Origin of the sequence: Sphingomonas sp. LM7, from assembly GCF_002002925.1 — a bacterium.
Taxonomy (GTDB): Bacteria; Pseudomonadota; Alphaproteobacteria; order Sphingomonadales; family Sphingomonadaceae; genus Sphingomonas.
Genome location: NZ_CP019511.1, coordinates 1,233,634 through 1,256,261 on the forward strand (window position 1 = coordinate 1,233,634; position 22,628 = coordinate 1,256,261).

Genomic DNA, 22,628 nt, shown 5'->3' on the forward strand with positions numbered 1-22,628 from the left:
TCAGAGCGCGTAGCCCAACGGGTCGTCGCTTCCCAATGCCTCGCGTGCATAGACCTGCGCGCTGGCGAAGCTGCCCATGTCGTGGGTCATGCGCAGGATCCGCTCGCGCGTGGCAACGTCTTCGCTCAGCGCGCCGCTCGCTCCTGTAAGTGCCGGCGCTGCGTAGGGCAGGCCCGAGGTCTGCGGCGAATAATAGTCGCCCGCGATCTGCCGCTCGGCGAAGGCGGCGTTGCCCGACATCGCATCGCGCATCGATGCCAGCTGCGACTGGGTGAGCGCAGCGGTGCCGCGGGGTGCTGCCGCAGGCGTGAAGGCGAAGGCGATTTCCGACGTGCCGCCGGTGGTGCCGTCCTTGCGGCGGAAGGCGCCGTTGGCGAGGACGATGTTGTCCCCTACCCCGGCGACGCCCGTGGTCGCCTTGTTGCCGAGGCCGATCGCCTCGATCCCTGCTGCTTCCAGCGATATCATCTCGCCGGCGTCGGTGACGCCGTTGCCGTTCTTGTCGCGCCAGATCGAAAGTTCGGCGAAGCGCGCGTCCTTGGCATCCAGGATTCCGTCGCCATTGACGTCGAAGGCGGCAAGGGCCTCGAAATCGGTCTTGGCATCGGGCGCTTCGGCGCGGAACGACAGTTCGGAGGCGTCGTTAACGCGGCCGTCGCGATTGCGGTCGATGACGAGGAACGCCTCGCCACTGCCGATCCAGCCGGTCCGATCGGCCGCGCCGTTACCGTCCATGTCGAACTTGGCCTTTGAGCGGCCGCTGCTCGCGGTCTTGATGCCCTTGCCGTCGAGATCGAGGACGATCCCGCTGAGCATGCCGATCGTCGCGCCCTTGAAGCGCATGATCGTCGCGAGTTCGAGGTCGCGGACGCTGGAGGCGCGCCCCTTGCGGGTGATCGTCATCGCGCCGCCGGCGAAGTTGATCCGATACTTGCCGCGCTTTTCCGAGAAGCTCTGCGCCGTGAAACCGATATCGGGCAGTGCCGCGCGCGCGGCGGAGAAATAGGACAGCGCGACATCGGAGAATTTGCCGCTGGTGCCGTCGGTCTTCACGAAGCTGCCGGTGTTGACCACTGCCGCGCCGCCGATCGCCGCCTTGGTATCGACTGCGGTCCCTGCCAGCCCGATCGCGGAAATCCCCGCCGCGGCGAGCGTGCGCACTTCGCCGGCATCGACGCGGCCGTCGCCATCGGCATCCTGCCAGATCTTGAAGTCGGTGAAGCGCGCGTCGCCGACAGCGATCTTGCCGTTGCCGTCGCTGTCAAAGGCACGCAGGCCTTCGAGATCGGAGCGGGCGTCCTCGACATCGCCGACGAAGCTAAGCTCGCCTGCATCGCTCACCGTGCCGTTGCCGTCGCGGTCGATGAACAGGAAGGCGTCGTCCTGGCCGATCCAGCTGGTGTCGTCGGCCAGGCCGTCGCCGTCCATGTCGAACGCCGCGTTGCTCGCTCCGGCCGACACCAGCTCGGTGCCGTCGCCGTCGAGATCGAGCACGATCGGCGAGGCGATCGACACGGTCTCGCCGTTGCGGAACGACAGCGTCTCGATGCCGATCAGCGTGTCGGTGCCTTCGTTGCCGTCCGCGGCGGACTGATCGGCGGCGGTGATGTAGAGATTGCCGAGGCCGGTGGTCAGCGAATAGGTTGAGCGCAGCCCGGCATAGAAGGCGGTATCGCGGCCATTGCCGCCCACCAGCACGTCGTTGCCCGCCTGTCCCCAGAGCTGGTCGTCGCCGTCGAGCCCGATCAGCCAGTCGTTTCCATCGCCACCGGCAAGGCGATCGGCAAGGAAGCCGCCGGTGATCGTGTCGTTGCCGCCATTGCCCGCGATGGAATTGGCGCGGGTGATGTTGCCGAACAGCCAGTTCGCCTCGGCGCCGCCCTGGATCCAGCCGGCATAGGGATCGACCACCGCGATATTGACTTTGGTCTGCACGGTGCCGCCCTTGCCGTCCGACAAGGTGTACTGGATCTGGTCGCTGCCCTGATAGCCGACCGTGGGCGAATAGATGACGTTGCCGTTCTCCAGCCGCACCGCGCCGTGCGATGCGCCGGTAACCGCCGTGATCGTCAGCGTATCGCCGTCCACGTCCCGGTCGTTTTCGAGCAGGCTGGAGCCGAGGATGGTGAGCGGATCGCCGCCCCGGACGACATAGACCCCGTCATTGCCGCCGACCGGCGCATCGTTGACGGCTGCGATCGTCAGCGTGACCGGGCGGCTCGCGCTGGTCTGGCCGTCGCTGGCGATCAGCTTGAGCGCCAGCGCGCCGTTGAAGTTCGCCGGCGGAGTGCCCGCGAGGCGGCCATTGGCGAAGGTCAGCCAGCTGGGCAGCGCCGATCCGTCGGAGCGCTTCATCGTGAAGGTCAGCGCCTGGCCGTCGACATCGACGAAGCCAGAGGTGTCGATCAGGATCGATAGCGCCTGGTCCTCGGTTCCGGCGAGCGCCAGCGTGGTGGTCGGGCCGGTCGGCGTATCGTTGACCGGCGTGACGGTCAGCCGGAAGACGTCGTTGGCATTGCCACCCTTGCCGTCATTGGCAGTGACCTGGATATCGACTGCGCCGTTGAAATTGGCCGGCGGACGCCCGGTGAAGCGGCGATTGGCGAAGCTCAGCCAGCTGGGCAAGGCGTCGCCATTGGCGAGCCTCGCGGTCAGTGTCAGCGCGTCGCCGTCGGGATCGGTGAAACTGCCTGCCGGAAGCGTGAAGTCGATCGCCGCGTCCTCCAATGTGCTGCGATCGGCGAGCGGCTGCGCGACCACGGGCGCGCGATTGACGTTGCTCGCGGTGATCGTGAGCACGAAATCGTCGAACACGCTTGCAGTGCCGTCGCTGGCGGTAACGCGCAGAGTCAACGCGGCGGCGCCGGCCGGCGGAGTGCCGGTGAAGCGGCCATTGGCGAAGCTCAGCCATGCCGGCAGTGCCGCGCCGCTGGCCAGCCTGGCGGTGAGCGCCAACGTCGGATTGTCGATATCGGTGAAGGTGCCCGCCGGGATCGTGAAGTCGATCGCCTGACTGTCCGGCACGGTCCGGTCCGCGATCGCCAGCGCCACCACCGGCGCGTCGTTCACGGCGCTGACGGTGAGGCGGAAGACGTCCGCGACGGTGAGCGAACCGTCGCTCGCGGTGACCTCGATATCGAGCACGCCGGTGTAATTGGCGGGCGGCGTGCCGGTGAAGCGCGCACCGTTGAACCCGATCCAGCTGGGCAGCGGCTGTCCGCCGACCAGCCGCGCGGTGAGCGTCAGCGCATCGCTGTCGACATCGGTGAAGCTGTCGGTGGGCAGGAGGATGTTGAAGGCACTGTCCTCGGGCGTCGCCACATCGGCGAGCGCGCGGTTGATCACCGGTGCATCATTGCGGGCGAGGAAGCTCAGCCGGACCTGGTCGGTCACGCTGAGCGTACCGTCGCTCGCCGTGAAGGCGAGGTCGACCGCACCGTTGAAATTCGATGGCGGCGTGCCGGTCAGGCGCGAACCGTCGAAGTGGAGCCATGCGGGAAGCGGCTGGCCGTTCGCAAGCTTGAGCGCAACGGTGAGCGCATCGCCATCGGCGTCGCCGAAGGTGCCAGCGGGGATAGTGAAATCGACGGCGTCGTCCTCGCCATAGACGAGGTCGGCGATCGGGCGCAGCACCGCGGGCGCGTCGGCCGCCGGATCGATGACGAGGCGGAAGCGATCGACGGCACTCAGCGTGCCGTCGCTCGCGACCAGTTCGAGATCCAGCGTGCCGTTGAAGTCGGCTGGCGGGGTGCCGGTGAAGCGCGCGCCGTCGAACGCGAGCCATGCTGGCAGCCCGCCGCCGCTGGCGAGCCGCGCAGTGACGGTGAGCGCGTCGCCATCGGCATCGATGAACTGGCCTGCGGGCAGCGCGATGAGGATCGCGGCATCTTCGGCGACATGGCGATCGCCGACGGCATGGACGAGCACCGGCGCATCGTCGACCGGATCGACGATCAGCCGGAAGTCGGCGCTGGCGGTGAGCGAACCGTCACTGGCGACGACGCGAAGCAAGAGCGCGCCGGTGAAGTTCGCCGGGGGCGTTCCGGTGAAGCGGACGCCATCAAAGGTCAGCCATCCCGGGAGCGGCGTGCCGTCCGAACCGAGCGCGGAGAGCGTCAGCACGTCGCCGTCGAGGTCGGTGAAGAGATTGGCGGGCAGCGCGATATCGACGGCGCTGTCCTCGCCGACATGGCGATCGGCCAGGGTCAGCGTTGCGACCGGGGCGTCGTTCACCGGGGTGATCGTCAGCACGAACACGTCGCTGGCGGTCAGCTGGCCGTCGCTGGCGTTGACTTGGATCTCGATCGATCCATTGAAATTGGCGGGCGGCGTGCCGGTGAACCGGACCCCGTCAAAGGCGAGCCAGGTCGGCAGCGGTTCGCCATCGGCGCGGCGCGCACTGAGCGTAAGGGCGCTGTCGGCATCGGCGAAGACATTGGCGGGCAGTTCGATCACGATCGCCTGATCCTCGGCAAAGGCGATATCGGCGAGGGTGGCAAGGCGGACCGGGGCGTCGTTCACCGGATCGATCGTCAGGCGGAAGATGTCGCTCGCGCTCGCCTGGCCATCGCTGGCGGTCACGACGATGTCTATTGCGCCATTATAGTCGGCGGGCGGCGTACCGGTGAAGCGCAGGCCGTCGAATGCGAGCCACGCGGGGAGCGCGCTGCCGTCGGCAAGCCGCGCGGTCCAGCTCAGCAGGTCGCCGTCGATATCGGTGAAGCTGCCGGCGGGGAGCGCGATGTCGAAAGGGGTATCTTCGCGACCGTGCACGTCGGCGAGCAGCTGTACCAGCGCGGGCGCGTCGTTCACTGCGCCGACGATCAGCGCGAAGCCGGTGGTCGCGGCGAGCGTGCCGTCGCTGGCGGTAACGGTCAGTGCGATGGTGCCGTTGAAGTTCGCCGGCGGCGTGCCGGTGAAGCGGCTGCCGTCGAAGCTGAGCCAGGCCGGCAGCGGCGTGCCGTCCGCGCGGGTCGCGGTGATCGCTAGGGTATCGCCATCGACATCGGCGAAAGTGCCCGCGGGGATGGCGAAGTCGATCGGCTGGTCTTCGGGGGTAGTGACGTCGCCGATCGGGGCGACGACGATCGGTGCGTCATTGACCGACGCGACTGACAAGATGAAGCGATCGGCGGCGGTCAGCGTGCCATCACTGGCGGTAATTTCGAGTTCGAGCGCGCCGTGGAAGTCGGCGGGCGGCGTGCCCGTGAAGCGGACACCATCGAACGTCAGCCATGACGGAAGCGAGGCGCCCGAGGCGAGGCGGGCCGAGAGCGTCAGCGCATCGCCGTCGACATCGGCGAACATTCCCGCAGGCAGCGCGATCGAGACCGCTTCGTCCTCGCGCAGCGCGACATCGGCCATCGGCACCAGCAGCACGGGCACGTCATTGGCCGGAGCGATAGTCAGGCGGAACTGGACGCTGGCATCGAGCGTGCCGTCACTCGCCACGACCGCGAGGTCGAGCGCGCCGTTGAAATCGACGGGCGGCGTGCCGGTGAAGCGCGTACCGTCGAAGCTGAGCCAGCCGGGCAGCGCCGCGCCCGAGGCGAGGCGGGCCGAAAGGCTGAGCGTGTCGCCATCGGCGTCGGCGAACAGGCCGGCGGGGAGCGCGATATCGACGAGGCTGTCTTCGCCGAAGCTGGCGTCGGCGATCGATCCCGTGGCGATCGGCGCATCGTTGACGCCGGTAATCGTCAGGCGGAAGCCCTGGGTGGCGGTGAATGCACTGTCGCTGGCCGAGACTTCGAGATCGAGCACGCCGGTATAATCGATCGGTGGCTGGCCGAAGAACCGCAGGCCGTCGAAGGTGAGCCAGGCCGGCAGCGGATCGCCGCCCGCCAGCCGCGCAGTGCGAGTCAGCACATCGCCATCGACATCGCTGAATGCCGCGGCTGGGATCAGGATATCGACCAGCGTGTCCTCGGCGACGATGACGTCGGCGAGCGGAGCGGCGGCGATCGGCGCGTCGTTCACCGGTGTGATAATCAGGTCGAAGCTGTCGGACACGGTGAGCTTGCCGTCGCTGGCAGTCACCACCAGCGAGAGGCTGCCGTTGAAGTTCGGCGGCGCCTGACCCGAGAGCATTGTGCCGTCGAATGCCAGCCATTCCGGAAGCGGGCTGCCATCGGCCAGCGCGACGCTGAAGGTCAGCGTGTCGCCGTCGACATCGGCGAAGGCGTTGCTGGTCAGCGCGAAGGCGAAGGGCTGGTCCTCGCTCGCCGTGCGATCGGCGATCGGCGCAGTGAGCGTCGGCGCGTCGTTGATTGGAGCGATCGAGACGAGGATCTCCCGGATCGTCTCGCTCGACTGATCGGCGGCGGCGAGTTCGAGCACCAGTCCGCCGTTGAAATTGGCGGGCGGCTGGCCCGAGAGCATGCGCGTCTGGCGATCATAGTGGAGCCAGTCGGGCAGCGCGGTGCCGCCCTGCCCGCGCAGTTCGACGACCAGCGCATCACCATCGGCGTCGCTGACGAGGCCGGCAGGCAGCGTGGCAGTGAAAGGCTGGTCCTCGACGCCGGTCAGCACTGGCAGCATGTCGATCGCCGGGGCATCGTTGACCGCGGCGATCGTCACTGCGACCCGAGCGACCGCCGTGGCGCCGCTTGAATCGATGATCTCATAATCGAACCACGCTTCGCCGTTGGCGTTCGTGGCGGGCGTGATCACCAGCTGGCCGATGCCGTTGTCGACGACAGTGACATTGTGCTGGTCGACGATGCGCTTGAGCACGATCGCCTGCCGATCGACGTCATAGTCGTTGGCGAGCAACTGGGTGGTGAAGAGGGTGAGCGGCGTATCCTCGACCATGGCCAGCGTGTCGCCGGTCGCGACCGGGCGATCGGCGACCGGCAGCACGTCGATCGTGACGGTAGTCGGGATCGCGAAGCCGCTCTCGTTGGTGATCGCGTAAGTGAGCGTCGCCTTGCCGAAGAAATTGGCGTCGGGCGTGAAGCGCCACAGCCCGTTGGCGAGCTCGACGACGTTGCCGCCGGTGAGGCCGAGGAAGATCGGCGTGGTGCCCTCGGGGATATAGTCGTTGGCGAGGAGCATCGCCGGATCGATGTCGAGATAGCCGTCCTCGAGCATTTCGAGGCCCCGGTCGGAGACCGCGATCGGCAAGTCGAACTCGGGCTTGATGATCAGCGAGACATAGCCGGTGCTGGTCGCGCCGTGGATATCGGTAACGCGGTAATGGAAGCCCGCGTCGCCATAATAGCCCTCGCGGCCCAGGAACACCGCGGTATCGCCTTCGCGGCGGACGACGCCGTTGTCGCCGTCGAACACTTCGACGAGCGTGAACGCATCACCTTCGACATCGCGATCGTTGGCGATCAGATCGGCGAAGTTGACGACCAGCTCGGTATCCTGATCGCCAAGATAGATTCCGTCGGGATTGGCGATCGGCGCGTCATTCACTGCTGCGATATCGAAGGTGAAGCTGCCAGTGCTGGTGCGGCGGCCATCGGTGATCGTGTAGCTGAACGCGACCGGCCCGGTGACGTTTTCGTCGGGAACGAACTGGTAGCGGCCGTTCGGAAGCGTCAGAATGCGGCCGTCCGGATGTTCGGTCGACAGAGAAACGAAGCGGACCGCGTCGCCGTCCAGATCGCTGTCGTTCGCGAGGAGGTCGGCCGCCGTGAAGATATAGGGCGTATCCTCGGTCGCGGCGAAGACGTCGGCGACGAGGGTCGGCGCACGGTTGGTCGGGCGGACATCGACTTCGACGCGGCCGACGCTGGTGCCGTGGACGTCGTCGGTGACGGTGTAATCGAAGCTCGCCAGACCGTCCCAGTCGCCCTTGGGCGTGAAGCGGATGCTGGTGCCGTCGAAGCTGACCGTGCCGTTGACTGCGTTGAGCACGTCGAGGAAGCGGATCGCATCGCCATCGACGTCATAATCGTTGGCGAGCAGGTCCGCAGGGGTGAGGACCAGAACCGTCTCTTCGAGGCCCTGGAACCGATCGGTCACGGCATGCGGGGCGTCGAAGCGCGACTGGACTTCGAGCGAGACCTGGCCGGAGACGGCGCCCTGACGATCGTCGGTCAGCGTGTAGCCGAAACCGTCGAGGCCCGAGAAGCCGGTGTTGGGTGTGTAGGTGACCGTGGCGAGATTGCCGTCGAAGAAGCGCGTCGCGGCGCCGGTCACACCGTCGGTGCTGCGCGTCCAGACCAGGCCGAAGCTCTTGCGCACATCGAGCGGCACCGTGGCGGTGACCGTGCCGGTGGTGGCGTCGATCACCATCCAGTCGGGCAGGTCCGAGCCGTCGGCGAGCGTCGCCGACCAAGTCGCGCCGGCCGCGGCGAGCCCGGCAGGGACTTCGAGCGTGACGGTGGCGAGCGCGATGGCGAGCGCACCGTTGGTGGTTGCGGTGAGCGCCGTGACGCGGAGCCGGTCGCCATCGTCATCGCGATCGTTGGCGATCAGGTCGATGATCCGGAAGCTGACCGTTTCGGCCTCACGCAGCGTGAAGCTGTCGGCGCCGGCATCGGGCTTCTCGGCATCGGGGGCGACATCGAACAGAATCGTCGCGGGATCGAGCGAGGCGCCGCCCTTCTCGTCCTGGGCGTTGTAGAGGATCGCGATCGTGCCGTTGAAATCGACCGGGGCGTGAAGATTGATCCGCTCGCCGGCGGTGCTGGTCCCGAAGCCATCGGCATCATTGAGGCGATAATGCGCATCGACTGCGACTTCGGTGATGATCGACATCGCCGGGATCGTCGTTCCGTTGCCGGCGATATCGAGCCGCACAGGCACTGCGCCGACGAAGCTCGCGGGGGGCGTGCCGGTGAAGGCGAAGGTCTCGGCATCGAAGCTCAGCCAGCTCGGCAGCGGCGCGCGGCTCTCACGCGATGCAGTGATCGCCCCTGCCCCGCCCAGGTCGAGCGCGAACAGGCCCTGTGCGGCGAAATAGGGATCGCCCGCGAGCAATGCGTTGATCGCCGGATCGAGCGGCAGGCGGGGATCGATGACGAACTCGAGCGTGAAGCCGCGCTTGGCGGCGTCATACTCGTCCTCGCCCAGCGTTTCGGCCGGCGGCGTGAAGGTGATCTGGAGGCGCGCCACCGGGGCGTCGGAATCGGGCTCGAAGCCGGTGAGGTGGAGCGTGCGCGTTGCGGCGTCGAAGCCGAGCCAGTCGGGCAGCCCGCGACCACCGGCAAGGCTGGCGGTAAAGCCACCCTGCGCCATGTCGAACAGGGCAAGGTCGCTGTCATATCCGATGCCCGCACCGCCTGAGAAGGCGGCAGGATCCAGCGTCACCGTCTCACTGCGAGTCACCGGCACCGCCGCGGGATCGGCCGGGTTCTGCCAGCTGAATGCCAGCGTGACGTCGATCGGTGCGGTGGCGCCCTCCGGCGGGGTGCCGGTGAAGCGGCGCGTCACGGCGTCGAAGGCGAGCCAGACGGGCAGCGGCGCGCCGTCGGCGAGGGTCGCCACAACGCTGGTGCCCGCGGCGAACGCAGTCTCGCCGAATTCATGGCTGACGGCGAAGGGTGCGCGGACCTGATAGCCGCCCATCACCTCTTCACCGACCGACAGACCGGCGGCGAGTTCGTCCGCCGCGCCCTGATCAAAGCTGTAGCGGTGCGCGAAGGTGGTGCCATTGCTGGGATCGTGGAGGAAGACGACGACGTCGGTGCGGACGGTGCCTTGAGGCGGGGTGCCGGTGAAGGTCATCGTCGCGGCGTCGAAGCTCAGCCACTCGGGCAGGCCCTCGTTGTTGGCAGCGCGCGCCTCGACAGTGAAGCCCGCCGAGAGGAAGCGCCGGTCGAGCACGCCGAGCACCGCGGAGTCGCGGAAGAAAAGCACGTCGCCCTGCAGGTCGTAATCGTTGCCGAAGGCTTCGGCAGGGATGACGTAGAGCGTCTTGTCCTCGATCCCGCGGACCACATCGTCGCGCAGCACCGGGCCGTCGTTGCGCGGCATCACCGTGATCGCGGCATAGCCGGTCGCAGTGCCGCCACGGCCGTCGCTGATCGTGTACTGGAAGCCGGCGCCGCCATTGTAATCGGCACGCGGGCTGAATTCGATCATCCCGTCGGCGCGGATGCGGACCTTGCCATTATCGGGGAAGCGCTGGACGCTGACGAGCGTCAGCGTGTCGCCATTCTCGTCGGTATCGTTGGCGAGCAGGGTCGCCGGATCGATCACGAGGATCGTGTCTTCGAGCGTGCGCAGGCCATAATCATTGCGCGCGACCGGTGCGTCGTTGAGCGGGCGCACCTTGAGCTCGTAGCTCAGCGTCGCCGAGGCACCGCGCGCGTCGATCACGTCGAAGGTCAGGAACCCCTTGCCCAGCGCACCCGGCGTATAGGCGATCGTCTGGGTCGCGGCATCCCAGATCGCATTGCCATTGTCGGTAGCCTTGCCGTTGGCCGCATAATGCAGCCCGACGAACGAGAAGGCGTCGGTTTCGATATCGTAGACCGACGCCATCAGCTCAGCGACGGTGATCGTCGTGGTCATGTCCATGCGGACGACCTGCTGCTGCTTGTCGAGCCGGGGCGCGTCGTTGACCGGGTTCACATAAACTTCGACCTTGGCCGTCGAAGTAGCGCCGGCGGAGTCGGACAAGATATATTCGAAGCCGGCGAAGCCGAAGAAATCGGGCCGTGGCTTGAACTCGATATACTGGCCGTCGATCTTCCAGGTGAGGTTGGTCGCCGGCCCCTCATATTCGTCGCGCTTCCAATAGGGATAGAGGTCGTTGCCCCCCTCATCCTTGAGCGGGCGCACCCCGACAATGGTCAGCGGCTCGAACTCGCCGTCGCCATCGACGTCATAGTCGTTGGCGAGCAGCGCATCGATGCGGATGCGCAGGATCATGTCTTCGGTGGCGTTGATCCGAGGATCATCGACGCCGACCGGCGCATCGTTGACCGGGGCGAGATTCACTTCGACACGCGCCGTGGATTCGCGGCCGAAGTCGTCGCGGACGGTATAGTCGAAGAACGCATCGCCGTTGTAATTGGCCGCGCCGGTGAAGGCGATCCTGCCGTCGGCGGTGATCGAAACCGAGCCATGGACGGCGTTGCCGACGCCGACCAGTTCGAGCGCGCCGTCATGGCCTTCGGTGATGTCGTTGAGCATCAACGTCACCGGATCGAGGATCGCAGTCACGTCCTCGGTGCCGAACAGATAGATATCGTCCTGCGCGTCGAGCAGTCCGGCGCGAACCAGCGCCTCGATCTGGGTGCGGTTCCAGGTGGCGCCGTTGGCGAACGCGATCGTCTCGATCCCCCTCTCGTTGCCGAGGAAGTGGTTCACGATGCGGGCGCGATCCTTGAGGAAGCTGCCGTCGTTCTCGAGCACGACGACCAGATCGTCGCCCTCGCGGACCAGCGAGACATCCTTTGGAAGCACGCCTTCGATCAGCACCAGCCGATCGACGTCGCCGGCACCACCGATTTCGGTGATCACGTCGCCGCCGCGGCGGAAGCCGAAGCGATAGTCGTCCGATCCCGCGCCGCCGCGAAGCACATCGTCACCGCGGCCGCCGTCGAACACTTCCGCGTCGGCGCCGCCGAGCAGCGTATCGTCGAAGATCGAGCCAGTGACCTGCTCGATCGAAATCAGCGTGTCGCCCACAGCCTCTCCGGCCAGCCCGACGCCCGCGCCGAGATCGACGGTGACCGCAGCTTCGGCGCGCGAATAATCGGCCGTGTCGAAGCCATCGCGACCATCGATCACATCGGCGCCGAGCCCGCCGCTCAGCCGGTTGTCGCCGGCGTCGCCACGCAGCACATCGGCATGATAGGAGCCGCGCACCAGCTCGATGCCGCTGAACACATCGCCCTGCGCGTCGCCGCTGCCGGCATTGCCGTTGGCGAGGTCGATCGTCACGCCTTCGGTCGACAGCGAATATTCGACCATGTCGATGCCGTCGCCGCCGATCAGCAGATCGGCACCGCGACCGCCGATCAGCGTGTCGTCGCCCGCGCCGCCATCCAGCCGGTCGTCGCCACGGCCGCCGATCAGCACGTTGGCACCGCCGTTGCCGGTGAGGATGTCGTCGAAATCGGAGCCGGTGAGGTTCTCGATGCCGATCAGCACATCGCCCTCGGCATCGCCGCCATGCGCGGTGCCATCGGCGAGCGAGACCGTCACGCCTGCCGGGCTGCTGCCGGCTTCGTCGGAGAAATATTCTACCGTGTCGATGCCGTCGCCACCATCGAGCACGTCGGCACCCGCGCCGCCATGGAGGCGATCATTGTCGGCGCCGCCAAGGAGGATGTCGTCGCCGCCGCGGCCGACCAGCTGGTCCCGGCCCTCGCCGCCTTCGAGGCGGTTGGCCTGGGCATTGCCGCCGAGGATGTCGGCGAACTGCGTGCCGACCAGCGCCTCGATGCCGGTATAGACGTCGCCATGCGCGACGCCGCCCTGGCCGATGCGCGATTCCAGGTCGGCACGCACGCCGATCAGGCTGCCGGTGAAGACGAGCGTGTCGTAGCCCGCGCCGCCATTGACGGTGTCGGCACCATCGCCCGCGTCGATCCAGTCGTCGCCGTCGCCCGCGTCGATCGTGTCGCCGCCGGCGCCCGCTTCGAACACATCGTTGCCGCCGAAACCGAGGATCCAGTCGTCGCCGCCGCCGGTGCGGATCGTGTCGTCGCCGGCATTGCCCTCGACATAGTCGATCTTGCCGGTGCCGATCAGCGTGCCGAGATAGAAGCTCTCGACGCTCGCCTTGGCGAAGCCGGTGTCCTCCAGGCCCTGCGCGTCCGCGATGCGATATTCAATCGTGACGTTGCCGCTGAAGCCAGGAGCGAAGTCGATCACGACGAATTGCTCGCCATGATAGGTGACGAGCCGTGCAGTGCCCACCGACACGCGCTGGCCCTGGGCGAGCGCGACGGGATCGAGCACCGCGTCGATGCCGATGAAGGTCGGGCGCGGGCGATCGGGCTGGTCGAGATCGACATCGGGGATGCCGTCGCCATTGGTGTCGATCTGCTCGATATCGAAATCGTTGAAGATCAGGTCGGCGACGCGGATCACCATCGGGATGTCGAGCGGAGTCGAGAAACCCGAATCGTCGACAACCGTGGGATCGTCGTTCGAGGGAATGATGACGATATCGACGAACGCTTCGGCAGTGCCGTCGACTCCGTCGGTCACCCGGTAGCGGAAGCCCGACGACGTCGAAGCGTCGAGATTGGGCGTGAACAGCAGATTGCCGTCCGCATCGAATTCAATGCGGCCGTTGATCCCGTCGATCAACTCCCAATCGAGGAAGGTCAGCGGATCACGATCGAGATCATAGTCGTTGCCGAGCAGCGCGGAGATCGGGATCGTCGTCGGCACGTCTTCATAGACGTAGATCGTGTCGTTGCCGGCGATCGGCGGGCCGTCGCTGACATTGTCGAAATACAGCGTAACGATGCCGCCATCGACTGCGCCGCTCGGATCGGTGACCGTGTAGGCAAAGGTCGCCTCGCCCCAATAATTTTCGTCCGGCGTGAAGATGATCTTGCCGTCGCGGATCTCCAGCGTGCCATGAAACGCATCGCGCGCCTGTTCGAAGAACACTGCGAACCCTTCGGGATCATAGTCGTTCTTGAGCAGCTCGATGATCGGGATCTCGATCGCGACGTCTTCGGGACCGCGAAGGAAGTAGAAGTCGTCGTCCTGGTAATTGTCGTCGCGCGCCACCGGGCGGTCGTTGACCGGCGTGTAGGCGATCGTCGCGCGTGCCCAACTGTAACCGCCCTGATCGTCGGTGACCTGATAATCGAACCAGGCATCGCCGTTGAAATCGGCCCAGGGCTCGAACAACACGGTGCCGTTCTCGAGCAGGCGGGCGTTGCCGCCATGGCTGTTGGCCACTGCGATTACCCGCATCGGATCGCCGTCGCGCTCGATATCGTTGGCGAGCAGCCGCTCGGCCGACAGCACGATAGGATTGTCTTCGAGGATCGGCTCGCCCGCCTGAGTCAGCTCGAAGCGGTCGGCGCGCGCTTCCGGCGCGTCGTTGACGGGGGTGACGTTGAGGTGGACGCGGCCGGTCGCAATGGCGCCAGACGGGTCGGCCACGACATAGTCGAAATAGGTCTGGCCCCAATAATAGTCCCGCGGGCGGACTTCGATCAGGCCCTGCGCGTTGATCGAGACGATCGCGTTGGCGCTCGACAGCAGCGACTGGATCACCAGCGTATCGCCGTCGACGTCGCGGTCGTTGGCGAGCAGGGTCGCGGGGTCGATCGTGAAGGTCGTGCCCTCGGCAGTGACGAAGCCGCCGTCCGCCGCGGCGATCGGGGCGTCGTTGACCGGGGTGACGTCGATATAGACGCGTGCCTCGGCGCGGCCTCCTTCGGGCGTGTTGGCGACGTAGAGGAACGAGGCGCGGCCGGTGAAATTGGCATCAGGCGTGAAGCCGATGCTGCCGTCGCTGGCCAGCGAGGCGATGCCGCCGACTGCGCCATAGACCTGGCCGACCAGCATGCGATCGCCGTCGAGATCGTTCGAGAGCAGTCGCTCGACTCGGATCGTGAGGAAGTCGTCTTCCTCGACCGTGAAGCCGATATCGTCGAGCGCCGTGGCGACGGGCCGCACGCGGATTTCGACATTGCCGGTGGCGAAGCCGCTGCGGCCGTCGGAGAGGGTGTAGCGTAGCTGGGTGGGGCCGTAATAGCCGCCGGTGGCCGTGAAGGTGATTTCGCCGGCCTGATTGATCGTCGCGACGCCATGCGCGCCGCCATCGACTGCAACGATGCGAATCGCATCGCCGTCGGCATCGAAATCGTTGCGAAGCAGATCGGCGGCACGAAGCACCAGCGGCTGGCCAGTGGTAACCGAGTAGAAGCCGTCGTCGCGCGCGACCGGGGCACGATTGTCGAGCCGTTCGAGCAGGGTGTCGTGCGTCCAGGTGACGCCGTCGGCGAACACGAAACTCTCGATCCCGCGGCCGCCGAGCGTCAGTGCATCGACCACAGTGACGCTGTCGCTGGCCGAGGAGGCGAAGCGGAACACCACGGTGTCGCTGCCGCGGAACAGGCGCTCGACCGAAACGTCGGTCGAGGCGATGCCCGAGAAGGTGACGCGATCGGCGGCGGTATCGGTGCCGCCGTCCTGGATCGTGTCGTTGCCGTCGCCGCGGGCATAGACATAGGAGTCCGCGCCCTGCCCGCCCGCCATGTAATCGGCGCCGGTGCCCGAGCGCAGCAGGTCCGCGCCGTCGAAGCCGCGGATCGAATCGTCGCCGGGGGTGACGATGTCCTGGAGCGCGCGGGCACGCATCGCGTCACGGTTCCATTCCGTCCCGTCGGCGAAGCGGACGACGAGGCTCGACGAACCGCCATTCTGGTTGGCGAGCACGTCGCGAAGCACGAGCCGGTCGCCGCTGCTCTTGAAGCTGATCACCAGATCGTTGCTGTCGGGCCCTGCGCGGACCGCAGAGGCGATGTCGGCGACGTTGAGGTCGTCGAGCCGGACCACGTCGTTGCCGCTGCCGAATGCGTCGATGCGATCGTCGCCGTCGCCGCGGCGATAGACATAGATGTCGTTCGCAGCCTCGCCGACGACGAGGTCGCTGCCGCCACCGCCGGTGATGGTGTCGTCGCCGGGCGTGCCCTCGATGATGTCGTCGCCGCCGGTGGAGGCGCCGGCGAGCAGCCGCGCGACGATGTCGGCGACGCTGAGCGTTACGCCGCTGCCCGTGAGCACCAGCGTCTCGATCCCGCGCGCGCCGGACAGCGCGTCGAGGATGACGACCTCATCGTCGCTCCCGGCGAAGCGGATCACGATGTCGTTGCTGCCGACTCCGCGACGGATGAACTGGAGGTCCTGATCGGCATAGCCGGCGATTTCGAGCCGGTCGGCGGCGCTGTTGCTCGCGTCGCGGATCGTCTCGCGGCCATCCCCGCGAGTGAAGCGATAGATGTCGTCGCCGAGGCCGCCGACCAGTTGGTCGTCGCCCAGGCCGCCAGCGAGGATGTTGGCCGTGTCGTCGCCGTGGAGGACGTCGTTGCCGATGCTGGCGGCACGCGCGAGCAAATCGGCCAGGCCCCATTCGGTGCCGTCGGCGAAGCGGACGCGCTCGATCTTGCCCGCGCCCAGCGCGTCCTCGATCGTGACGCGCTCATTGCCGTCGAGATGTTCGAGCGTGAAGCGGGTACCGTCATTGTTCTGGCGCACGCGGATCCGGTCCGCGGCCAGGCCCGCACCGAGTTCGAGCACGTCGTCGGCACCGCCGCCATCGACGATCAGGTCCTGGCCGCCGCCCAGGCCGAAGCGATAGCGGTCGTTGCCCGCGCCGCCTTCGAGCCGGTCGACGCCACTGCCGCCGTCGAGCACGTCGTCGCCGTCGCGGCCGACCAGCCGGTCGTCGCCAGCGCCGCCCGAAAGCGTGTCCACGCCCGGCGTGCCGTAGATCAGGTCGTCGCCGGCAGTCGATGCGGTCGCCATCGCGACGAGCATCGCCGGGGTCCAGACCGTGCCGTCGGCAAAGGCGATTTCGCGGACCGACATGCCGGGGCTCGCCGCCATGCCGAGGTCGATGCGGTCACCGGTGCCGATGATCTCGAGCACCACCGTCTCACGGCCGCGGACCAGCCGGACGTCGCCGGCCGCGATCCCGGCGGCGAATTCGACGCGGTTGGCGCCGGAATCGTCGGAGATGACGTCCTGGCCGTCGCCGCGGGCGAAGCGATAGACGTCGTCGCCGCCGCCGCCGCGGAGCTGGTCGTCGCCGGTGCCGCCGATGAGGATGTCGGCAAGGCCCGAGCCGGTGAGCACATCATTGCCGGCAAGGCCGGACAGCGTGCGCGGCGCATTGGGGTCGATCTCGAACAGCCGGACATTGTCGAGCGAAGCGCCGATATTGTCCTGGGTGCCGGTTGCCCGGAAGCCGAGGACATTGTCGCCGGTGATGGCGGTGAGCAGCAGCGCGCTGCCGCGCGGCGTGATTCCGGTCGCATCGACCGAGGCGACTACCGCGCCGTTCCACAGCACCTCGAAGCTGCCCGAGACGGCGCTGGTGCGATTGGCATGATCGAACTGGAGCAGCAGGCTCTGGCCCGCGGCAAGCCCCGCGACGGTCTGGCGGATGTTCATGTTGCGGCCGTTGCCGTCGAGGTCGAGCCAGTGCGTGCCCTCGGTCGCGACGATGCCTTCGACGCCGCTGTTGGTCAGTTCGAACTGCGCGCCATTGATGTCGGTCCAGCCGGCAAGCGAGAAGGTGGTCCAGCCCCAGCCGGTATAATTGCCGGCGGCGGCATTGACGATTTCGAACCCGCCATTGACCAGCAGGTCGCGCGTCGCCGAGGCGGCGGGTGCGATTCGCACGGCGAGCGCGTCGTCGCCCGCAGTTGCGGCAACCGAGCGGGCGAGCAGATCGGTCCAGCTCCAGCTCGAACCATCGGCGAACCGCACGGCTTCGAGTGCGCCACCGGGGGCGAACGCATTGGCAAGCAGCACGCGGCCGCCATTGTCGGCGACTCGGAGTTCGATACCCTGGCTGCCATATTGAGCGACGCTGACGTCGGCTGCGGTGATGCCAGCGCCGAATTCGATGCGGTCGCTGCCGCCCTCGTCGGTTATCGTGTCGCGGCCGTCGCCGCGGGCAAAGCGATAGACGTCGTTGCCGGTGCCGCCGTTCAGCGTGTCGTCGCCGGCGCCGCCCTGGAACAGATCGTTGCCATCGCCCGCATCGTCGGCGGTGCCGCCACGCAGCACGTCGTTGCCGCTGTCACCGACGAGGATGTCGTTGCCGCGGCCGCCATCGATGACGTCGTCGCCGGCGCCGCCGGTGATCTGGTCGTCGTCGAAGCCACCATCGATCCGGTCGTTGCCGGTGCCGCCGGAGAGGCGGTCATTGCCGGCATAGCCCGAGATCACATCATCGCCGCCATTGCCGAGGATACGGTCGCCCAGCGGGCTGCCGCCCAGCACCGAGCCGGCATTGCCATCGACGATGTTGAGCGAATTGTCCGACCCGATCGGCACGCCGTCGAAATTGGCGGCAGTGAGCGTCGCCGCATCGATGCCGAGCAGGCGCAGCGCGACCAGGTCCATGCCCTCGGTGTCGCGGACCACGACCAGCGTGTCGGCGCCGCCCTGGACCAGCCGCACGCGGCCGTCCTCGAACGGATTGGGATTGCCTTCGAACAGCCGAATCACGTCGCCGCCGGCACCCACCTGGAAATCGGTGATCACATCGGCGGCGCGATCGGGCGCGGCGCCATGGGTGGGGACATAGGAGAAGATGTCGCGCCCGGCGCCGCCGGTCAGCGTATCGACGAACGCGTCGCCGGCGATACCGCCGAAATGATCGTTGCCACCGCCGCCGATCAGCACGTCCGCGCCGTCGCCGCCGTCGAGATAGTCGGCCGCGTTGCCGCCGGTGAGCGTGTCGTCGCCCGCACCGCCGACCAGCCATGCGCCGGTAACTGCGATATCGGGCACGAGCCGAGTCAGCAGATCGGCGGGCTGCAGCGTCGTGGCGCTGGCGGCGAACGCAACTGCTTCGATGGCGTTCCCACCGCTGGCGAAGGCGCCGGCGACGGTGACATGGTCGGCGCTGTCGGCGAAGCGGATGTGGAGATCGTCACCGATGCGGCTGAAGCGCGTGTTCTCAAGCGCATGGCCCTCGATCCGCAGCAAGTCGCCGGCGGATTCGCCGCGGTCCTCGATCCGGTCGACGCCATCGCCCGCGGCGAACACATAGAGGTCCGCGCCCCCGCCGCCGATGAGCAAGTCGCTGCCGCTGCCGCCCGCGAGCCGGTCGTCGCCCAATCCGCCTTCGAGGCGATCGTCGCCCGCCCCGCCCGAAATCTGGTCCGCGCCGCCAAGGCCCAGGAGGATATCGTTGCCGTTCGCGCCGGCGATCGTTTCGGCCGCGTCGGTGCCGGTATAGCTGTCGTCGCCTGCAGTGCCGGCCATCGCACGGGCGAGCAGGTCGGCCTGAGTCCAGCTGGTCCCGTCAGCGAAGCGCACCGCCTCGATCGCGCCTGCGCCGCTGCCGACGCCGTTCTCCAGCGTGACGCGCTGGCTGTTGGCGAGTTCGAGCACGAACGCCGTGCCAGCGCGGCTGACGCGGACATCGGCCGGGCCGATTCCGGCGCCGAATTCGACGGTGTCGACGCCGCCATCGTCCTGGATACGGTCCTGACCGTCGCCCAGCGCGATGCGATAGAGATCGTCGCCCGCGCCGCCACGCAGCAGATCGTCGCCGCGCCCGCCGACCAGCGTGTCGGCATTGCCTTCGCCGGAGAGGCTATCGTTGCCCGCTCCGCCTTCGAGCGTATCGTTGCCGGCCGCGCCCGAAAGCGTGTCGTCGCCCGCGCCGCCGACGAGCAGATCGGCGTTCGGCGATCCCACCAGCAGGTCGCCTTGCGGCGTGCCGGCCCGGGTCAGCGCGGCGATAGCCTCGAAATCGAGCGTCGTGCCATCGGCGAAGACGAGTTGCTCGACTGCGGTGGCAGACCCCGAGAACATGCCGGCGACGAGCAGCCGGTCGTCGGTGTCGGCCACCCGGATCAACAGGTCGCCATTGGCCATGCGCTCCAGGCGCAGGTCGGCGAGGGCCAGCCCCTCGCCCAGCACGATGCGATCGAAGCCGTAATTCTCACTGAGGCGATCTTGGCCCGAACCACGCCCGAACACATAGCGATCGTCGCCGTCGCCGCCCGCGAGGGAGTCGTTGCCGCTGCCGCCGTCGATCAGATCGGCGCCGACACCGCCGTCCAGCGTGTCGTTGCCGTCGCCGCCGAACAGCTGGTCGGCGCCCTGCCCGCCCAGCAGCTGGTCGTCGCCGGCACCGCCATGAAGCTGATCGTCGCCCGCCAGCCCTTCGAGCCGATCGCGGCCCGCCGGAAGCGCCACGGTCTCGACGAACCGGTTCAGCTGGATATTGTCGAGCGACGCCCCGCTCGAATTCTCCCAGCCGGTGCCCCGGAAGGTGACGACATTGTTCCCGTCGAGCGCCGTCACGCGGACCATGCGGTGAGTCATCGCGGTGCCGGTATCGTTGATCCGTGCGACGACCTGACCGTTCCACAGCACTTCGAAGCCGCCGCTCTCGGCGTCGGTGCGGTTGGCGTGATCGAACTGGAGCAGCAGCGATTCCCCGGCGGCGAGCCCGGTTACCGTCTGCGAGATGACCATGTTGCTGTTCGAGCCGCCGCCCGAATCCATGTCGAGCCAATAGGCGCCATCGGTCGCGGCGATGCCCGCATAGCCGCTGTTGACGAGCTCCCAGGACTGGCCGCCTTCGCGGGTCCAGCCCGGCAGCACACCGTCCGACCACTGCCCCCAATCCTGGGGCGTAAAGTCCGTACCGAGCGTCTCGAAGCTGCCATTGGCGATGAGGTTGGGGCCATCCGGCTGGAGCCGCACTGCGGAATCGCCGGTCAGCACATCGTCGCCGCCGGTGCCGGTGAGCTGGTCGTCGCCCGCCGTGCCGGTCAGCGCCGCACCTGCGGACGGGGCCTCGACGAATTCGCCCTGCGACTCCTCGATCCGCGCCATCAGCTCGGCATGGGTCCAGCGCGATCCGTCGGCGAAGCGCACTTCGCCGATCGCATAGGAATTGGTGCCGTAGATCACGGTCAGCCGGTCCTCGCTGCCGCGAATCTTGAGGACGAGGTTGCTGCCGCTGCTCTCGACGAGGAGGTCGCTCGCGGTGATGCCTTCGCCGAAGGAGACGATGTCGTCGTCGCCGCTCCACGAATAGCGGTTGTAGACCGTGTCCTGGCCCGAGCCGCGGCCGAATACATAGACGTCGGTGCCGTAGCCGCCGTCGATCCAGTCGTTGCCGGCGCCGCCGTCGAGCAGGTCCTCGCCCCATTCCCCGATCAGCCGGTCGTTGCCGCCGCCGCCGTGGAGGGCATCGTTGCCATAGCTGCCGGTGAGAATATCGTCGCCGGCCCCGCCCTGCAGCTCGATCAGGCCGGTGAGATGGGTCGATGGCACTGCCACGGCGCGCGTACGGACCTCTTCGGCCGACCAGATTGTGCCGTCGGCGAAGTGGATCTCGTAGTCCGCGAGATCGGCGCTGAAGGTGCCGATGTCGTCCGCCGACCGGCCTACGCCGCCCTCTTCGTTGCTGGTCCGGGCATTGCCCAGCTCGATCGAATCCTCGGTCCCGGCAATGCGCAGGCGGAGGGTGCCATCCGACGTCTCGGGATCGAATTCGACGCGAAGATCGGTCGCGGAGATCGTCGCATCGAAGCGGAGGATGCTGATTTCGCCTTCGACCGCGTCTTCGGAGATTCGGTCCTGCCCGAAGCCGGCCGAGAACAGGTACGTATCGTTGCCATAGCCGCCGGCGAGGAAGTCCGCGCCGGTGCCGCCGTCGAGCGTGTCGGCGCCTTCCCCGGAGTAGAGCTGGTCCATCCCCGCGCCTGCGGAAAGCTGTTGCGGACCGTGGTTGTCGCCGTGGGTCTTCGCCCAGTCGGCATGGAGGATGTCGTCGAACTCGGTGCCGACGAAGGTCGAGCTCGGGGCCGGGCTGAGCTCCACGCCTTGTGAGGGAAGCGCGCGTGCCTCCAGATCGGCGAAGGTCCAGATCGTCCCGTCGTTGAAGCGGACTTCGTCGCCTTCTGCCCAGCTCCACAGGGAGATACGATCGGCACCGCGCGAGAGGATGAAGCTTCCGCCCGCGGCGCGAACCTCGACCTCCTCGGCCGAAATCCCCGCTTCGAAGACGACGGTATCGTCGTCGTCGGGACTGCCGCTGGCGGACACGCGATCCTGCCCGAAGCCGCTGGCGAAACGATAGATGTCGTCGCCATCGCCGCCTTCTAGATAATCGTCGCCGGTGCCGCCGGTCAGGACATCGTCGCCGATGCCGCCATAGAGCTGGTCGTTGCCGGCGCCGCCGTCGAGCACGTCGTCGCCATCGGCGCCGTCGAGCGCGTCGGCAAACGCTGTGCCGGTCAGCGTGTCGGCGATGCCGATGCCGTCGATCGCCGCCAGCGGGGCGGTCGCCACGCGCGCGAGGATGTCGGCATTGGACCAGATCGTGCCGTCGGCGAAGCGTATTTCGGCGATCACCTCCAGCCCGGTCAGGCCATAATCAAAAGCGATCCGGTCGTTGGTTCCGTCGACGCGGATATAGGCCACGCCATAGTCGGGATCATGCTCGACGCGGATCGACGCGGCATCGATCGTCGCGTCGAATTCGAGGATGTTGGCATTGTCCTCGGCGCCGTTGAACGCCATCCGGTCCTGGCCGAAGCCCGAACCGAAGCGGAAGACGTCGCCGCCCTCGCCGCCGTCGAGCCGGTCATTGCCCGCGCCGCCGGTGATCGTGTCGTCACCTTCGCCGCCGCCCAGCGTGTCGTTGCCCGCGTCGCCCGACAGCGTGTCGTCGCCGTCATAGCCGTAGAAGGTGTCGTCGGTGGCTGCGCCGGTGAAGATCTCGCCGCCTTCCGAGCCATAGCCGTACTGGCCCGAGGGCCACACCGCCATGTCGCGGACCGCTTGGCCGTCCCATACGGTGCCGTCGGCAAAGTCGACGCTGCCCAGCATCGCGAAGCTGGCACCCTCGATCAGGATGCGATCGGCGCCGGCTTCGCCGACCAGCAGGTAGATGCCGTTCGAATTCGAATCCCATTCGACGCGCACGTCCTCGGGCGCGATGTCCGCGGCGAAGAGGATGCGATCCTGAGAGCCGCTCCAGTCGGCGC

At 67.5% G+C, this 22,628-nt stretch carries 1 protein-coding gene (running past one end of the window); it reads right to left on the bottom strand.

The genetic code is table 11. The annotated features are described in order from the left end of the window. On the bottom strand, positions 1–22,628 hold the 3' portion of the coding sequence (locus BXU08_RS20290; RefSeq protein WP_150125427.1) for a tandem-95 repeat protein. Its footprint extends 13,714 nt past the window's final position; the window shows 22,628 of its 36,342 coding nt (coding positions 13,715–36,342); the start codon falls outside the window, past its right edge; its stop codon occupies positions 1–3.